Annotated in this window: 14 protein-coding genes; 10 read left to right on the forward strand and 4 right to left on the reverse strand. The window is 36.9% G+C overall.

The features are described 5' to 3' along the window. Positions 1-141 precede the first annotated feature (141 nt). The gene (locus ACQKOG_RS02645) at positions 142-762 is read right to left on the reverse strand and encodes a CPBP family glutamic-type intramembrane protease (protein WP_427444886.1); all 621 of its coding nucleotides are present in this window, start codon (positions 760-762) and stop codon (positions 142-144) included. A gap of 538 nt (positions 763-1,300) precedes the next feature. Between ACQKOG_RS02645 and bioD the strand changes: the two genes are divergently transcribed. The 5 genes from bioD to ACQKOG_RS02670 all read left to right on the forward strand — a co-directional run bounded on the left by bioD (position 1,301) and on the right by ACQKOG_RS02670 (position 5,900). Continuing rightward, positions 1,301-2,005, forward strand: a complete 705-nt coding sequence (bioD, locus tag ACQKOG_RS02650; RefSeq protein WP_402874650.1) for a dethiobiotin synthase — start codon at positions 1,301-1,303, stop codon at positions 2,003-2,005. Then, positions 1,986-3,389, forward strand: a complete 1,404-nt coding sequence (bioA, locus tag ACQKOG_RS02655; protein WP_402874652.1) for an adenosylmethionine--8-amino-7-oxononanoate transaminase — start codon at positions 1,986-1,988, stop codon at positions 3,387-3,389. The genes bioD and bioA overlap by 20 nt, the downstream gene beginning before the upstream one ends. Then, positions 3,356-3,946 carry a biotin transporter BioY gene (locus tag ACQKOG_RS02660; RefSeq protein WP_402874655.1) on the forward strand — a complete coding sequence of 197 codons (591 nt, stop codon included), beginning with the start codon at positions 3,356-3,358 and terminating at the stop codon, positions 3,944-3,946. Before bioA ends, ACQKOG_RS02660 begins: the two co-directional genes overlap by 34 nt. Before the next feature lie 134 nt (positions 3,947-4,080). Next, positions 4,081-5,076, forward strand: coding sequence for a biotin synthase BioB (bioB, locus tag ACQKOG_RS02665; RefSeq protein ID WP_402874658.1), 996 nt, complete (start codon positions 4,081-4,083; stop codon positions 5,074-5,076). Between the two features lie 701 nt (positions 5,077-5,777). Next, entirely contained in the window at positions 5,778-5,900 is a 123-nt protein-coding gene (locus ACQKOG_RS02670) for a hypothetical protein (protein WP_255350007.1), read from the forward strand. Between the two features lie 319 nt (positions 5,901-6,219). Here ACQKOG_RS02670 and ACQKOG_RS02675 read toward each other — a convergent pair whose 3' ends face one another. Then, a complete protein-coding gene (locus tag ACQKOG_RS02675) occupies positions 6,220-7,383 on the reverse strand; it encodes a PLP-dependent aminotransferase family protein (protein WP_370081738.1) in 1,164 nt (387 codons plus the stop codon). A gap of 133 nt (positions 7,384-7,516) precedes the next feature. Between ACQKOG_RS02675 and ACQKOG_RS02680 the strand changes: the two genes are divergently transcribed. From ACQKOG_RS02680 to ACQKOG_RS02690, 3 genes are all read left to right on the forward strand, one after another. Beyond that, positions 7,517-8,914 carry a PLP-dependent aminotransferase family protein gene (locus tag ACQKOG_RS02680; protein ID WP_427444891.1) on the forward strand — a complete coding sequence of 466 codons (1,398 nt, stop codon included), beginning with the start codon at positions 7,517-7,519 and terminating at the stop codon, positions 8,912-8,914. A 323-nt stretch (positions 8,915-9,237) separates the two neighbouring features. Then, on the forward strand, positions 9,238-10,050 hold the full coding sequence (locus ACQKOG_RS02685; RefSeq protein ID WP_427444894.1) for a hypothetical protein: 813 nt from the start codon (positions 9,238-9,240) through the stop codon (positions 10,048-10,050). A gap of 344 nt (positions 10,051-10,394) precedes the next feature. Next, complete coding sequence (locus ACQKOG_RS02690; protein ID WP_370081744.1) at positions 10,395-11,630, forward strand: DNA polymerase IV; 1,236 nt, start codon at positions 10,395-10,397, stop codon at positions 11,628-11,630. 158 nt (positions 11,631-11,788) lie between these two features. On the opposite strand, the gene ACQKOG_RS02695 is transcribed toward ACQKOG_RS02690, so the two are convergent. Continuing rightward, entirely contained in the window at positions 11,789-12,526 is a 738-nt protein-coding gene (locus ACQKOG_RS02695; protein WP_370081746.1) for a hypothetical protein, read from the reverse strand. Between the two features lie 344 nt (positions 12,527-12,870). Beyond that, positions 12,871-14,970, reverse strand: coding sequence for a hypothetical protein (locus ACQKOG_RS02700; protein WP_427444897.1), 2,100 nt, complete (start codon positions 14,968-14,970; stop codon positions 12,871-12,873). Between the two features lie 203 nt (positions 14,971-15,173). Here ACQKOG_RS02700 and ACQKOG_RS02705 point away from each other — a divergent pair, with 203 nt between their 5' ends. Together ACQKOG_RS02705 and ACQKOG_RS02710 are read left to right on the forward strand one after the other, a co-directional pair. Further along, a complete protein-coding gene (locus tag ACQKOG_RS02705) occupies positions 15,174-15,947 on the forward strand; it encodes an alpha/beta fold hydrolase (RefSeq protein WP_427444900.1) in 774 nt (257 codons plus the stop codon). A 341-nt stretch (positions 15,948-16,288) separates the two neighbouring features. Next, a complete protein-coding gene (locus tag ACQKOG_RS02710; RefSeq protein WP_415731509.1) occupies positions 16,289-16,441 on the forward strand; it encodes a hypothetical protein in 153 nt (50 codons plus the stop codon). Positions 16,442-16,586 lie beyond the last annotated feature (145 nt).

The raw sequence follows: 16,586 nt of genomic DNA on the forward strand, positions 1-16,586 counted from the left end.
GAAACAATAAAATTCTCTGGATATTAATAGAAATCTAGCTGAAATACAAGTTTAAAAGGATTAGTGAGTTTATAAAAAAATCTTGTTACATTTACTTATGTAACAAGACTTTAAAAGTTGCATTATAAAATTAAATTGAGTTTATGTTTTGAGGTTTAGTTTTTTTATTATTCCTATTAATAACAAAATCCATAGTAAACTATTTCCAACAGAATGGGTTACAAAAGAGGCCCATGTTGAATTAGTAAACTGGGCGATCCACGGAGCAATAAGCATACTAGGAAGCATATTGATAAAATGCCACTTCAAACAAGCATGAATAACCCATGCCCAAAGTAATCCATTTACTACCCAAGCCCAATTCCCGAAAATCTCTTGCTGAATAGGAAGGAAAAAACCTCTCCACATTAGTTCCTCACATAGCATAGCAAAAAGGTGTAATGGAATAAATATGGTTATTATTTTCCAATTCCCATAAAGCGTAACACCAAAAAATTCTGATGGAGGTAATTCCATTTTTTTTAACGGATTAAATGGGGCAGGAAGATAACTTGGTGGGGCAAATATTGGAAATCTCGCAAAAAACTTTCCTAAAGGTTCGAGAAGTTGGTCAAAGACTATTGTAAAAATAATTGCTCCCACAACCCAGTACCAATCGTTTTCTGTTAAAGGATTGAAACGAAACCTTTCCAAAATATTTTGCCATGTCCATGTATTTCCCTCTAAATGATAAAGTAGTAGCGATACTGGAAATAAACTCATTACAGGAAACCAAAGGAAGAACCAAAAAGCATAAATTAATGGTACACCCTTTTTAACTAAAAGAGGTGTCCCATAGTAAACACCATAGTATACTAACGAACCTGTTATGCCGAAAATGAGTAACTGCAGCAGATAGGACATTAGAAGACCCCTTCCGCATAATGGATATATTTACAAATAATTATAAACATAAATTATTATATTTTTCTATATATTTTTTGTCATAGTTACATCTAGTCTGCACTAAAGTTTCATAGGGCTCTACGTTAGAATAGCCTTCTAATTAATAAAAATGGACAAAGATGATTATTAACATACCTATGAAAATATACATTAACCAGCACTAGATTTTGCCACATGGTAAGAATCTAGTGTTTTTATTGATGAAAAAAACGTATAAGTTATCACAAAATTCTCTATCTTTTGCAAAGATAAGGGCCGTTTTTGAAGAAATATGGAAATAGCATTTACAAAATAAAATTAAATGTGTTAACTTAAAAACTGTGATAAGTTAACTTAAAAGAGGGGGAGGTTAACGATGCAACATTTTTGGGTTGTTGGGACGGATACAGATGTCGGTAAAACGGTTATCACTACATTACTGATGCGTCAATTACAAAAGCATGATTTACAAGTCACGCCTTATAAGCCCGTGCAAACTGGCGAAATTAATGACAATGGGCATTGCTATTACTACGATACAGCAATGTATGAAAAGTATTCATTACAAAGTCTAAAGCAAGAAAATTTAAATGGCTATTCGTTTAAGGAAGCCGCATCACCACATTTTGCTGCACAACTGGAGGGTCAGCAAATAAATGTGGAGTATTTATTACGGCAAATGCAGTTGTTACAGCAAACATACGATGTCGTGATTTGTGAAGGAGCAGGAGGGCTGTTTGTCCCGTTAGATACAAATGGAGAAAATACGCTTCTTGATGTCATCGTTCAAAGTAAGCTTCCAGTTGTTCTTGTCACACGAACAACACTAGGAACGATTAACCATACATTGCTTACACTTGAGGCATTACATGCTCGTAATGTTGAGGTTCTTGGCATTGTATTTAATGGAGACACAGGTAGTCAGATGGAACAAGATAATGTGAATACGATTCTACAACATCATGATTTGCCATATGCGACGATCCCAAAGCTTGGGGATATTTCACAGATTGTTGACTACTCCATTTCACAAACTTCTTTGTTTGAAAGGTTGATCAATTATGAAACAAGCATTAACTGAATTGCAGACGAGAGATTTACAGCATGTTTGGCATCCATGCTCACAAATGAAGGACTATGAGCAATTTCCGCCAATTGTTATTAAAAAAGGACAAGGGGTATGGCTTTACGATGAAAATAATAATCGCTATTTAGACGCCGTATCTTCCTGGTGGGTTAATTTATTTGGACATGCGAATCCGCGTATAAGTCAAGCATTAAGCGATCAAGCGTTTACATTAGAGCATACAATCTTTGCGAATTTTTCACATGAACCTGCCATTAAGGTGGCAGAAAAATTAGTTGCCTTAACGCCAGATGGTTTAAACAAAGTATTTTTTGCAGATAACGGTTCTTCAGCAATAGAAGTCGCATTAAAAATGAGTTTTCAATATCATATGCAGACGGGAAAAACGACGAAAAAGCGATTTTTAGCTTTAACGGATGCTTATCACGGTGAAACACTTGGTGCCTTATCTGTTGGCGGAGTAGGGCTGTATAACGAAGTGTATCAGCCACTTTTATTGGATACAGTTCGTGCACAAGGACCGGATTGCTTCAGATGTCCTTTCCAAGAGAATCCTGGAAGCTGTCAAGCCCAATGTATACAGTTTGTTGAAGAGGAGCTTAGTCAGCACCATGAAGAAATTACAGCTATTATTATTGAGCCACTCATTCAAGCAGCTGCAGGCATGAAAATGTATCCTCCACTATATTTGAAGCGATTACGAGAGCTTTGTACAAAATACGATGTTCATTTTATTGCAGATGAAATTGCAGTTGGGTTTGGACGAACAGGTACATTATTTGCCTGCGAGCAAGCGGGTATTGCTCCAGATTTTATGTGCTTATCAAAAGGTTTAACGGGTGGTTACTTGCCACTATCCGCAGTTTTAACGACTGATGATGTATACAACGCTTTTTATGATGATTACGGTACAATGAAAGCGTTTTTACACTCCCATAGCTATTCCGGTAATACACTTGCTTGTCGCGTAGCCCTAGAAGTTTTAACAATATTTGAAGAGGACCGTGTGATCGATATGATACAAAACAAGGGTGAACGTATGCGAAAACTAGCTATGAATGCATTTGGAGAGTTGCCGTTTGTTGGTGAATATCGACAAGTAGGACTAGTCGGTGCAATAGAATTAGTCGCCAATCCTGAAACAAAGGAGCCGCTACCGAATGAGGAACGAATCGGATATCAAATCTATAAACGTGCCTTAGCAAAGGGCTTACTGATTCGTCCTCTTGGCAATATATTATATTTCATGCCTCCATACATCATATCTGATGATGAAATGAGTTTTATGATTGATACAACGAAAGAGACGGTCATGCAATTTTTTGAGGAGCGGGAGGGAGTAAGTTGTTCAAACGACAATCAACACTGTCACTTGTGATGATTGCGATGTTTGCCGCTTTAACCGCAATCGGTGCATTTATTAAAATACCGCTACCAGTAGTGCCTTTTACATTACAAATAGTTTTTGTATTTTTAGCAGGCAGTTTGCTTGGCAGTCGCAATGGATTGCAAAGCCAGCTCGTCTACATAGGGGTTGGTTTAGTTGGTTTGCCAGTATTTACGCAAGGTGGAGGCATCACCTATGTATTGCAACCAACATTTGGCTTCCTAATCGGTTTTGCACTGGCCGCCTTGGTAATTGGTTTCATGATTGAAAGAGTGGATATGCCAACGAAAAAACATTTTATCGGTGCAAATATTGTCGGGCTTTTTATTATTTATGCAGTGGCAGTCCCATATTTATATGTGTCTTTGAATTTTTGGTTACATATGAAAACGAGCTGGTCACATATTTTCGTAGTTGGTTTTTTAAACAGTATTGTTGCAGATTTTTGCTTAGCGATCGCTTCTGCATTTTTGGCCGAGCGACTTTACAAAGTATTTAATTCAGCAAGGACAATAACTTCTTTCAGCGGCAATCTCCCACCTCTATAGATGTGAGAGGAATGCAGATTTAAGTTATTTTCAGCAGATATCAAACATCAGCTGATATAGCCTAAGGAAGATTTTACGCAATTATGCCGAGGCATAATTGATAAATTATACAAGTAGAGAGGGAGAATGTGTAAATGAATTGGTTACAGTTAGCAGATGAAGTTATTGCAGGGAAAATCATTAGCAATGAGGAGGCTCTTGCCATTTTAAATAGTGATGATGATGAGCTTTTAAAGGTAATGGACGGTGCCTTTGTTATTCGTAAGCATTACTATGGGAAAAAAGTAAAATTAAATATGATTATGAATGCTAAAAGCGGTTATTGTCCAGAGGATTGTGGCTATTGTTCACAGTCATCTAAATCAACAGCACCGATTGAAAAATATCCATTCATTACGAAAGAGGAAATTTTAGCAGGGGCAAAACGAGCATTTGACAATAAAATTGGCACTTATTGCATCGTGGCAAGTGGTCGTGGGCCAACTCGAAAGGATGTCAATGTTGTAAGTGAAGCTGTTACAGAAATTAAAGAGAAGTATGGCTTAAAAGTATGTGCCTGTCTTGGCTTATTAAAAGAAGAACAGGCACAGCAATTAAAAGAGGCAGGGGTGGATCGTTACAATCATAACTTAAATACATCTGAACGACATCACTCCTATATTACTACGTCCCATACGTATGAAGATCGTGTTAATACGGTTGAAATTGCGAAAAAGCATGGAATATCACCTTGCTCGGGTGCCATTATTGGTATGAAAGAAACAAAAGAGGATGTCGTGAATATTGCGCGTGCACTTCATCAATTAGACGCGGATTCCATTCCGGTAAACTTCTTAAATGCGATTGATGGTACGAAACTAGAAGGGACGAAGGAATTAAATCCACGCTATTGTTTAAAGGTTTTAGCGTTGTTCCGTTATATTAATCCAACAAAGGAAATTCGTATTTCTGGTGGCCGTGAAGTCAATCTTGGGTCACTTCAACCACTAGGTTTATATGCAGCAAATAGTATCTTTGTAGGGGATTACTTAACAACTGAAGGACAAGAAGCAAACAATGATTATCGTATGCTTGAGGATTTAGGCTTTGACATTGAATTATCGGAAAAGCAAGAAGCCGCATTCTGCTAAATAAAAACTTATCCCGCATTAACGGGCAGTAATGAACTGCCCGTAAATGCCCGATTGGTGAAGACTAATAATCAGTGCGGGATAAGAAACCCCACTGATTAAAGTTTCACTTTATGAAATAAAATCTACTACTACTACTTAATTATCATCGAATTTGAAAGTCGTATGTGCGCCGTGGAAAAGGCGTACATACGGCTTTTTCTGTCGGACGGATAAAATCGTAGAAACGCTCAGGTAGGGTAAAGTGCTCGGGTTCAACGGGAAAACGCTCAGGTAGGCAAGAAAAGTGCTCAGGTTCGACGGTGAAACGCTCAGGTAGGCAAGAAAAGTGCTCGGGTTCAATGGGGAAATGCTCAGGTAGGAAGGTAAAGTGCTCGGGTTACCAAGAAAACTGCTCGCATGACCAACTGCTCAGGTCCGTCGAAAAACCCGCGATTCGCATATTAGAGATAAAAAGTGACGGATGCTAAAACGAAAAGAACTGTTTTTATGCCTTAAAAAATCCGGTTTTCACAAATTGTTCAATGAAAGCGTTTTGAAATTGAACAGTTTGTGAAGGGCTTCACATAATGCTTTATTTTTTTAAAAAATGGCGTAAAATAAGAATCAAGTAAGGAATTGTTATAAAACAGTTTGAAAAAAGTATCACGGTTTTAAGTGGTTGTTATATTACAAATACAAATTGGAAGGGAGAGTTTTATATGTGGGTTATTACAGTATTTGATAAAAAGGACGTTCGAATTTTTGAGTATACAAACAAAGATGAGGCGACACAGGCTTTAGCAAAATTTAAGAAAAATGCAGTTTTAACGTATACAAAATAATTTCATATTTGAGCGAAATAACCCTTTTCGACGCTATAGCGCACGAAAAGGGTTATTTTTTACGTAGTATATCCTATTAATGAACGAGAATCGAAATAGCACTATACACTAATTAACACGATTAAGTATGACTACCTATTATCCAAACTAATTTGTAACGGAAAAACCGTATGAACGGGGTGAAAATGATCTGCTCAAACGGTTTTCTGTTTGCTTTATCCGCAGTAGATAAGGAGATGAACTGCCCGTAAAAGCCCGTTTGGTGAAAACTAATAATCAGTGGGGGATGAAATAAGCCCCCACTGATTAAAGTTTCACCTTATAAAATACTGCCTAAGCGTTTAATTCCTTCGCGGATGACTTCAGGTGTTGCATTTGTATAATTTAGGCGCATTGTATTAACATCAGTTTTTGATGTATAGAATGGATCGCCAGGTACGAAGGCTACTTTTTGGTCCATCGCTTTTTCGAAGACATCTACTGCCGAAGCACCGTTGTTCATTGTAGCCCAAATGAACATTCCGCCTTCAGGTCGTGTGTAATCCACATGTGCTGGGAAAAACTCCTCCATTGCATTAAGCATGGCATCTGCTTGATTTTTATATAACGCTATAATTTTCTGAACGTGCTCCATATAGTCATTGTTTGCTAGATAATCATAAATAACATATTGAGAGAAAATATTTGTGTGTAAGTCAGTTGCTTGTTTCGCTGTTTCGATATGCTGCAATAATTCTTTATTCTTTGTAATGATAAAGCCAAGACGCATACCTGGTGTAACGGTTTTAGAGAAAGAACCTAGCAAAATACTATTTTCTAATTTACCAGCACCAATGTATGGTAGTGGCTCACCTTGGAAGCGTAATTCTCCATATGGATCATCCTCGATTAACGCTACATCATATTTTGCCATGATTTCGCAAATTTGTTGACGTTTTTCTTTAGAATACGTAAGACCTGTTGGGTTTTGGAAATTCGGAACTGTATATACGAATTTTACATTTGGTTGTTGTAGCGCATTCTCTAACTCTTCTAAGTTTAATCCATCATTTTCAAGTGTTACACCATAGAAAGTTGGCTCACTTAATGTGAAGGCTTGAATGGCACCTAAGTAACCAGGCTCCTCGATGACGATACCATCACCTTTGTTAATCAATACTTTCCCAATTAATTCAAGAGCCTGCTGTGATCCTGTTGTAATAAATACATCATCAGCATGGATATCTAGTCCATGTACACGTTGGTATTTTGCGGCAATGTACTCACGTAAAGGCGCATACCCTTGTGTAGAAGAGTATTGGAATAGTCGACTACCATTTTCCGTAATGGCATGGTTCGCAGATGCCTTTAACGCTTCGATTGGGAAAGAGATTGGGTTTGGAAGTCCCCCTGCAAAAGAAATGACATCCTCAGATTCAGTTACTCTCAAAATATTTCGGATGAATGAGGACGGGGTATTTAAAATCTTTTCTGAAAATTGCATAATTTTTCATTCCTTTTTTCTGATTTTTTAAAAATTATATCATTGCCATCATATGCATACAATATTATCATTGTATGCAAGACAATTAAATATTGTATGCAAAAAAATAGAGAGAAGGAGCTTAGCTTAGAATATGCCAGTTAATTCGTTTGAAGAATATCCAATGAGTTGGAAACCGGACATTAGTAAAAGTCCGACTCCATTATATATAGCAATAGCTGAACAGCTGGAACAAGATATCAAGGATGGAAAATTATCGCCAGGCACCAAGCTACCTCCTCAGCGTGAGTTAGCTGATTTTTTAGATGTTAATTTAAGCACGATTACGAGGGCTTTTAAACTTTGTGGCCAGAAGGGGCTTATTTATGCTTCTATCGGAAATGGTACATTCGTTTCATCTGATGCAGCGACAAATAAAATGTTATTACCAACAAATAAATCTTCTCAGATGATCGAAATGGGTCCTGTACTGCCAGAAAATCATGCTAATGAGGATATTACACGTTATATGAAAAAGATGATGAACGATCCTAATTTTAGTAAATTATTTCAGTACGGACGACCTGAAGGAAATGCGTGGCAAACAGAGGCAGCGATGAAGCTTTTGGAAAAGGTCAACTTTCAAACGGATCAACCTGTATTGCTTGGGGCGGGGGGACAAAATGCCATTGTTGGAACGTTAGCTGCGTTGTTTCAACCAGGAGATCGAATCGGTACAGATCCCATTACGTATGCAGGTATAAAAACAGCTGCTAATATGCTTGGTATCCAACTAGTGGCAATCCAACAAAGTAACGGTGAAATGACAAGAGAGGGGTTATTATATGCTTGTAAGAATGAGCATATAAAAGGTCTTTATGTTATTCCTGATTTTCATAATCCTACTACCCACACAATGTCGATGGAAACAAGAAAAATGATTGCGGAAGTTGCGAGGCGGAATGGCTTAATCGTCATTGAGGATGCGATTTATAGCTTTCTTAAGGAGAAGCCGCTTGCACCAATAGCGGCCTATGCTCCTGAACAGGTAATTTATATTGCTAGTGTATCAAAAACCATCTCACCTGGCTTACGACTATCCTATATCGTTACACCGCCAGCGTTACGAAAAAAAATAATGGAAACACTGTATAATATCAATATTTCAGTATCTCTCATGATGGTGGAGCTTACAGCAAGGATGATTCACGATGGCGTTGCACAAACAATTTTAGAGAAGCACCGGTTGTATGCAAAGCAACAAAATGCCCTTGTCGATCAATATTTAGGGGAATATAACATTTTAGGAGAAGAAGAATGCATTTTCAGATGGCTAATACTCCCCGAAAAATTCACCAGCGTTCAGTTTGAATTGCTAGCAGCAAAAGCTGGTGTGCAAGTGTATGCAGCTGAACGTTTTGCCGTAGGAAATGCGAAGCTGGTAAATGCAGTTCGTTTAGCAATCACTGCACCTGAAAATCAGCTTGAACAAGCGCTAATCATTTTGAAGGATTTACTTGAAAGTGATGGTGACTATACATTTGTTGATTAAAGTAAAGATACACCTTCAAAGGGAGGTGTATTTTTTTGTACTTTGGAACTGGGTAGTGATAGAAATCTCCAAAGTTAAAAAATGAGAAATTACTCATAAATCTTTAATCAACTTCTTATATAAGATTCGTTAACTTCTCATTACGACCTGTTAAAGTGGAGGCTGTAAATAAGTTCCTAAAGATACTACATGATTCATTGGCCAAATGATTCGATTATTCAGTGGTATTTGTTAATGGTTCATGTAGTTTTAGTTTGCATGTAACAGTCATCATGGAAGTGTATGTATGACTAGTTGATATGAATAATAAGGAGATGGATTAAATGATTAAAAATTCGTTTTTATCTGAAAAATCAGTGGTCCCTTCATTACAACAAATATTGAGCAAGGTTCCAGAAGTCACAATCTTCTTCTGGATCATCAAGATAATGGCTACTACGGTAGGTGAGACGGCTGCAGATTTCCTGAATTTTAACTTACACTGGGGTTTGTCCAATACGACCTTTCTAATGAGTGGACTGTTGATTATTTCTTTGTTCATCCAGTTCAAATCGAAAAAATACGTGCCGTGGATCTATTGGCTTGTGGTTGTACTAATTAGCATTGTCGGAACTTTAATCACAGACAACCTCGTAGACAATTTCGGGGTCGCTCTAGAGACGACTACTATTTTCTTTTCTATTGCGTTATTCGTGACATTTGTAGTTTGGTATATGAGTGAAAAAACATTGTCTATTCATTCCATCTATACAAGCAAGCGTGAAGCTTTCTACTGGTTAACCATCCTCTTTACCTTTGCTTTAGGTACGGCAGCTGGTGATCTTATCTCAGAGGGTATGGACTTAGGGTACTGGAAGTCTGGTCTCATATTCGCTGGCTTGATTGTTGCAGTTATGATTGCTCATTACGGTTTCAAATTGAATGCCGTATTGGCTTTCTGGGTTGCTTATATCCTAACGCGTCCACTTGGAGCATCTTTCGGTGACTACTTGTCACAGTCTCGTGCAGATGGTGGTCTAGGTCTAGGTACTATCGGAACGAGCGCAATCTTTCTAATTATAATTTTTAGTTTGATCATTTATCTGACTAAAACAAATAGAGATAAAATCTTGTTATCAAACATAAAGGAGAAGTAAAAAAGAACATCGAATGATTAATAAACTAGAATAATATAACCAAAGAGCTGAGAGTTTTCATTAAATTGAATACTCTCAGTTTTTTAATTTTTATTGACTAAAAATATAGTAAGTCAAAAATAAAATTTGATAGTTTTAGGATTTGATCATTTCCGACAGAAGACGCTCGATTCACAGCTAATAGTAATGGGAGGTGAATGTCATGTCGGTTGGCGATAGCCAAAAACGATGACATTGTGATAAGATAGAAACAAATGTTCTTGTATTGAGGTGGAGTCCATGTTAGTCAAAGGACTGCTAAGAATTCTAAAGAAACTTTGGTTAGTAAAATGAGGTGATAAAATATGAATAAAGGAAGAATCATTTTACATATCGACCTTAATTGCTTTTATGCCTCTGTTGAACAAATTTATGATCCCTCATTAAAAGGGAAACCCGTAGCCATCGCAGGTAATCCTAAAGAGCGTAGAGGAATCATTATTACGTGTAGCTACGAAGCAAGAGCAAGTGGTGTATATACAACTATGAATGTCGGAGAGGCGCGGCGAAAGTGCCAAGAGCTAATTGTACTACCTCCTAATTTTGAACGGTATAGAGCTGCGTCCAAGTCATTTTTTAATTTGTTAAAAGAGTATAGTGAAATTCTCCAACCAGTTTCAATTGATGAAGGATATTTGCAACTTCCTATAGTGGAAGGCCAAAATGTCTTGCAACACGTACAAAATATGCAAGATAGAATCTGGAACGAACTTCAACTCCCTTGTTCAATCGGTATTGCACCGAATAAATTTTTGGCGAAAATGGCAAGTGATATGAAAAAGCCAATGGGAATTACCGTACTCCGAAAGCGTGATGTTTCCGCCATATTGTGGCCGTTGAATGTCATTGAGATGCATGGGGTTGGCAAAAGTACAGCGGAGAAATTGGGGAATTTAGGTATCCGAACAATTGGAGAACTAGCTGTAGCTGATGAATATGTATTAAAGCAAAACTTTGGCATTAATGGTCTAAGGATGAAACAAAAAGCAAATGGTGAAGATGATAGACCTGTTGACCCAGACGCAATATACGATACGAAAAGTGTAGGGAATTCTACAACACTTTCTCATGATACGACAGATAGAGATGAATTATATAAAGTAATAGCAACACTTTCTGAAAAGGTAGCGGAAAGATTAAAGGCCAAGAAACTAGCTGGCGTTACTGTAAGTATCATGATCCGTTCAGCTGATTGGGAAACATGTACACGAAGTAAGTCCATCAATAACGCGATTCATTCAAAAGAGGATATTGTTGAGCATGCCTGGTATCTATTTAATAAGCATTGGGACGAAGAACCGGTTCGATTACTAGGTGTTACCGTATCGAATGTTAGTGATATTAAAGAAACGACACAACAGCTAACGTTATTTAACTTTGAAGAGCATGTAAAAGATGAACCAATCATTAAACTTGTTGATCAAATCGAGCAAAAGTTTGGAAAAGGAACAATTTTGCGGGGGTCAGATATTGCCAAACCAGTAGGGAAATATCAAGCGAATACGAGTTTTAGCAAGGACTTTTGGGACGAACATAAGTAAAAAGGAACAAATGGAGAGTTAGTTTCTTAGGGATATTATTAACAATACAATATCAAAGCCATAAATTCATTGGTGGCTTTGATATTTGGCGCTTCTGAATTGAAAATTTCTTTTCATTAATATATCTTCAGCTATTCTAGTTTAACTTTTAACTAACTTCATATTTTTAAATTATTTTTAGCACTGTCTACAAATGCCCAATAGAGCTGATAAAACTCTTTTGATTTCAGTTCTTCTGCTGGAGTCGTTCCGTAATGCCATTGACCATTTGTGCTTCCTAATACCGTAATCCCCCCAACTACAACATCGTAGTCAAAACCACCTAAAGAATTGATGCTAGGACGCACCATGCCATCACCTGCTGCAAGACTTTTATTTGTTTCCGTTTGTATATTGTCGTGTTTAATCAAATAATCCACAAGCGTCATTTCACGGATCTGTGTTGTTTCCTCTGATTCAAATTTTTTTATTGCTTGCATCGCTTGCTTGTGAAGCGTTTTTCGGTCAGGGGATACAGAAGAAATATATTGTGCGTGTAATTTACTTTTCTCGTAATGAAAGCCTTCTATGGCGTCTCGATTTGTATTCCGCACTGATTTTTCAACTAATGCTTTAAGTTGGCTGATTAATACATCCTGCGGAGGAACTTTCATGCCTTTTGTTGGGATGATGTCCCAATTGGGTGTATTTAATGAACGACTTGCAATCAGATTGACATTCGCCTTCATTGCTACTTCATTTGGCGTATAGTTGTATAGTAGTTCGGAAGTCTGAACACTTTCCTTAGAATATTCATACGCTTTTGTTAAATGAGATTGATCACTTTTTATAGGATTATTTTTATTCGTTGAATATAAAGGATTAGATTGTATTTGCGATAAATTAGTGACTTTCATAACTTTATTACATCCCTTTCAAATTATAAGCATTTGAAGTGTTCTATAGTTTTTTCAGTTTTTGGCACTATGAATAATTGTTAAGCAATAATTTACATTTAATGTGTATTTATACAATAAATAAAACAAATGTAAAACCACTTACTAGTATTTATCGGCGAGCCTTTATTTCTTTTGAATTATTTTAAAGTAGATTTATAAAAAAGTTTATATTAAATGGCCTTTAGTTAAAAAGAACAGAACAAACTTTAAATCAAACAGAAAACCGTTATTTCGATCAATCTTTTTTCGAAATGACGGTTTTCTATTTGTATTTAGATGAGATGTTTATTCAGGTATAGATTTTATATATTTGTAAAGTGTTCATTTTCCTTTTGTTCATAGTTTTCACGGCGATTTTTGATGTTTTGTAATACACTGTCAAGAACATTCCGTTCAGACAGCGTTTGATAAAGGACATTTTGTACCTCTGCGGCTTCCTTGTTTTCTTCTTGGTTACTTAGAAATTCACTGTATGTTTCCATATATTCGTGATAATCAATATTAGAAAGTGTCTTAGCAGCAATTTGGTTGTGCTTAGTTAAAGCAGAAGTAAACTGTTTACGTGCCTCATCTGGTTGGGCAGGTATTATTTTGATTTTACCTCTTGTATCTGAGTCTCCTGTGAAATCAAGGAATTGATAATCAAACGCCAATGGTTTAGCAAGAGCGATATGAGCGTGGAGAGCAACAGCATGGTCACTAAGTTTTTCAGTTACCTCACGAAGGATATCGTTCCCTTTTTCAAGATAACGACTGCCATCGAGTGCGAGAACACGGCCGACTTCTTCAGAGAAAAAGTCTTGAGCAAGGAATTCCTGATCGTATCCGGTAGGCGGTAAAACTCGAAGTCTTAAGTTATTTGATACGATGTTATGACCGTTTATTTGCATAGCCACTTGAATGTTATAAAATCCTGGGTCATCAATTAACCAGCCATTTTTCCCTACGGAAACGAAAATGGTTTCGTACAGTGATTCACTAGGCATCATTACTTTGTTCTCTATGTTCCATAAATACTGAACATGAGGTAGTAACCGACGTCCTTGTTTTCCATCTTTTTTAACCATTACAGACATTCCGTATAAATCGGACAATAAATGTTTATTGATTGACTGAGGTTGATTCGAAGTATTCGTTAGTTTGATTTCAATAACTGTAGGTTCTAACCATTGGAATATAGGTGATTTACGGTTAACCCTCAATTCAAGATTAAAAGAAGGGTGAATAGAAATGATTGGTTGCTCAAAACCATGATCTACAGCCCAGTCGGCATTACCCATTTGTACGAAACGCTCAGGTGCGTGTCGCATAAACAACAGTTCTTGATCACTAAAACGATACTCAAAGTTTTTAAAGAACTCCTTGCCATTAGTTTTACTATCAAAATTGTAAGGATAATTCATAAAGCTTAGAGCCTTTGGTTCTGGGATAAGAGGACGCTCCAAAGGTTCCCAAGGATGACCTAGGTGTTTTTGCCAAGAATGCAGAAGATTAAAGGCATGTCCCATTTCATGGCAAGCACACCAAAAACGATAGCGCTGTACCCAAGCTGCTGGGGAGGGATCACCTTTAGGTGGATCTGAAATAAATGAATTATTAAAAATTGCCGTCCCTCGACGCTGATTTGGACCTACGCTATCAAACATAATACCGCCCAGACCATGGCCTTCTTCAGCTTCCGAATTTGCAAAGAATGTCCACATGGACCATTGGGGCTTATTATCAAAGTGTGACCAATATACTTGCATGGCATCATGCATCTCTTGAGTGTTCCACTTTTTATCAGTCCCTGTATAGTCTTTAGAAACAGTATTATTACCTTCCGATATTTTTACATCAAACCCAGTGCGTTTAAAAACCTCTGCGATTGATAGAGTTTCATCCGGCAAAGATGTTGGCATGTCTGGATGGGCGTGCGTTTGATAAGTTGTAACTGGCGTAGTACCTTCTTCAGCATCAAATTCAAATTCCACAGGATGGAAGTAAGGAGATTGATACTGGAACGTGTTAGTTCTGTCTGTCTCCCCTCCAATCAGAAATGCGACTTCTGCAGTATGCTGTTCAGGCAATGAACCGCGTGTTACTTGTATTTTTACATTTGTATAAGGAAATGATTGTATTTCGTCTAGGAATTTATTTCGAATATTGCCTGTCCAAGTATTTGGACCATTAGCTGTTAACTTAGCAATCCAATGAATAGTAGAAGACTGGTTTGAAATAATAGTTCCACTTGCTACCATTTGTGAGTAATATCCGTCTACGTCGAGGCGAAGTTCCTCACGAATTTGCTGTTCACTCCATGCATATAAGCCACTAATTGGTGCGAGGGGAAATTCTCCTAAACTGGAAGGGGTAATGGCTTTTACTAATTTCTTTGGTTCGTTAGTCTTATTTTGATCCATCTGTATTACCTCCATGTTTATTATTTTTTTGTCTTTCTTCCTCAATCCCAAGAGCCACAATGCTTCATAAAATGTTTTTCAAGTATTATATATGCAGCAGTAACTATAAATATGACACAATAAATAGTAAAATAAATACAGTGTATAAAATATAAGAATAATCTAATTATTTCCCGAGAAATACAAGAACGAAGAAAGAAGGTGTGGTAATGCATTATAAGGAGTACGGTGATCTACATAAGCCACTTATATTGTTGATTCATGGGGGTGGTGTTGGAGGTTGGATGTGGGATAAACAAGTCCAATACTTTTCCGATTATCATTGCGTTGTACCAGAATTAATAGATAACGAGGCTAATAATACCTCTGATTTTTCAATTGAGGATTGTGCAAAAAAGCTTCTATCTTTAATAGAAGAAAAAGCAAAAAATAAACGTGTCATAGTAGTCGGATTTTCATTAGGAGCACAAATTGCTATTCAAATGGTTAATTTAAAGCCGCAATTAATAGATTCGGCCATCATCAACAGTGCTTTAGTGACACCTTCCCCAGTTGCAAAAAAATGGATTCGACCATTGATAAAATTAACTTTTCCCTTAATAAAAAATAAATCATTCGCCAAGCTTCAAGCTAAAACGTTATATGTAGATCAAGACTATTTTGAGCAATATTATGAAGATAGTTCAAAGATAAAATTAGATACCCTTATTAAAATATTGCAAGAGAATATGTCGTTTGCCATCCCACATGATTTTTCGAAAGCCCAATGTAACATTTTAGTAACGGTCGGTGAAAAAGAGAAGGGCAACATGAAAAAATCTGCGCTCCATCTTGTGAATAGCAATCCTAAATGTCAAGGTGTTGTGTTATCGAACATTGGCCACGGTGTCTCATTAGCGAACCCTGAGTTTTTTAACCGTTTTGTTGAAGAGTGGATTAAGGATGGGAAGTTACCAGAAGGGGAGGTTATCAATTAGTCAATAGTGCAAAAAGGAATCTATTTTTACTTTTTGCCTATTCTAAATAATAGGTAGGGACGATATTTGTAAAACGTATGCCATATTTATAAGTTGATTTATAGGATGAATAGGCAAGATACACTCGTAGAAGCTGAAGTATTGGCGTTTCTAGACTCGTGTTCGACACCTGTCGTCTCCATACATAAAGTGGCTACAAACGTAGTCATATCAACGATTTAACAGACTAGGGATATTGAAAGGGAGTTGATCTCTTGTTGAATATCCCTTTTCTTATCCCTACATATTTTAACTATTCGTAGACCTTCAAATTCAGTAATGAGAGTGGAGGTTTTTTTGTTTTGTCTAAAAGTAGAAAGCATGGTGTATTTGCAGTAAGTGGTGATGTGGTTGTACTGCCCACAAAACAGTATGAGGACGTTCGCGATGCTATTACAGTAGCTGCAGCATTGGAAACGGTATTTAAACAAATATTTTTTATTACGTTCAGTTAGGAATAATAAAACCATTTGATATGGTTCTTTACGTGAAGTATTTAGAGTTATTTAACAAAGATTGTGGCTATGCATTTCCAACAATTTATCAGCTTGAGGATTATTTGAATTGCAGCCGCCAAAGTATTGTTTCGGCTAATAACCG

Source organism: Lysinibacillus sp. NPDC093216 (assembly GCF_050280325.1).
In the GTDB taxonomy this organism is placed as follows: Bacteria; Bacillota; Bacilli; order Bacillales_A; family Planococcaceae; genus Lysinibacillus.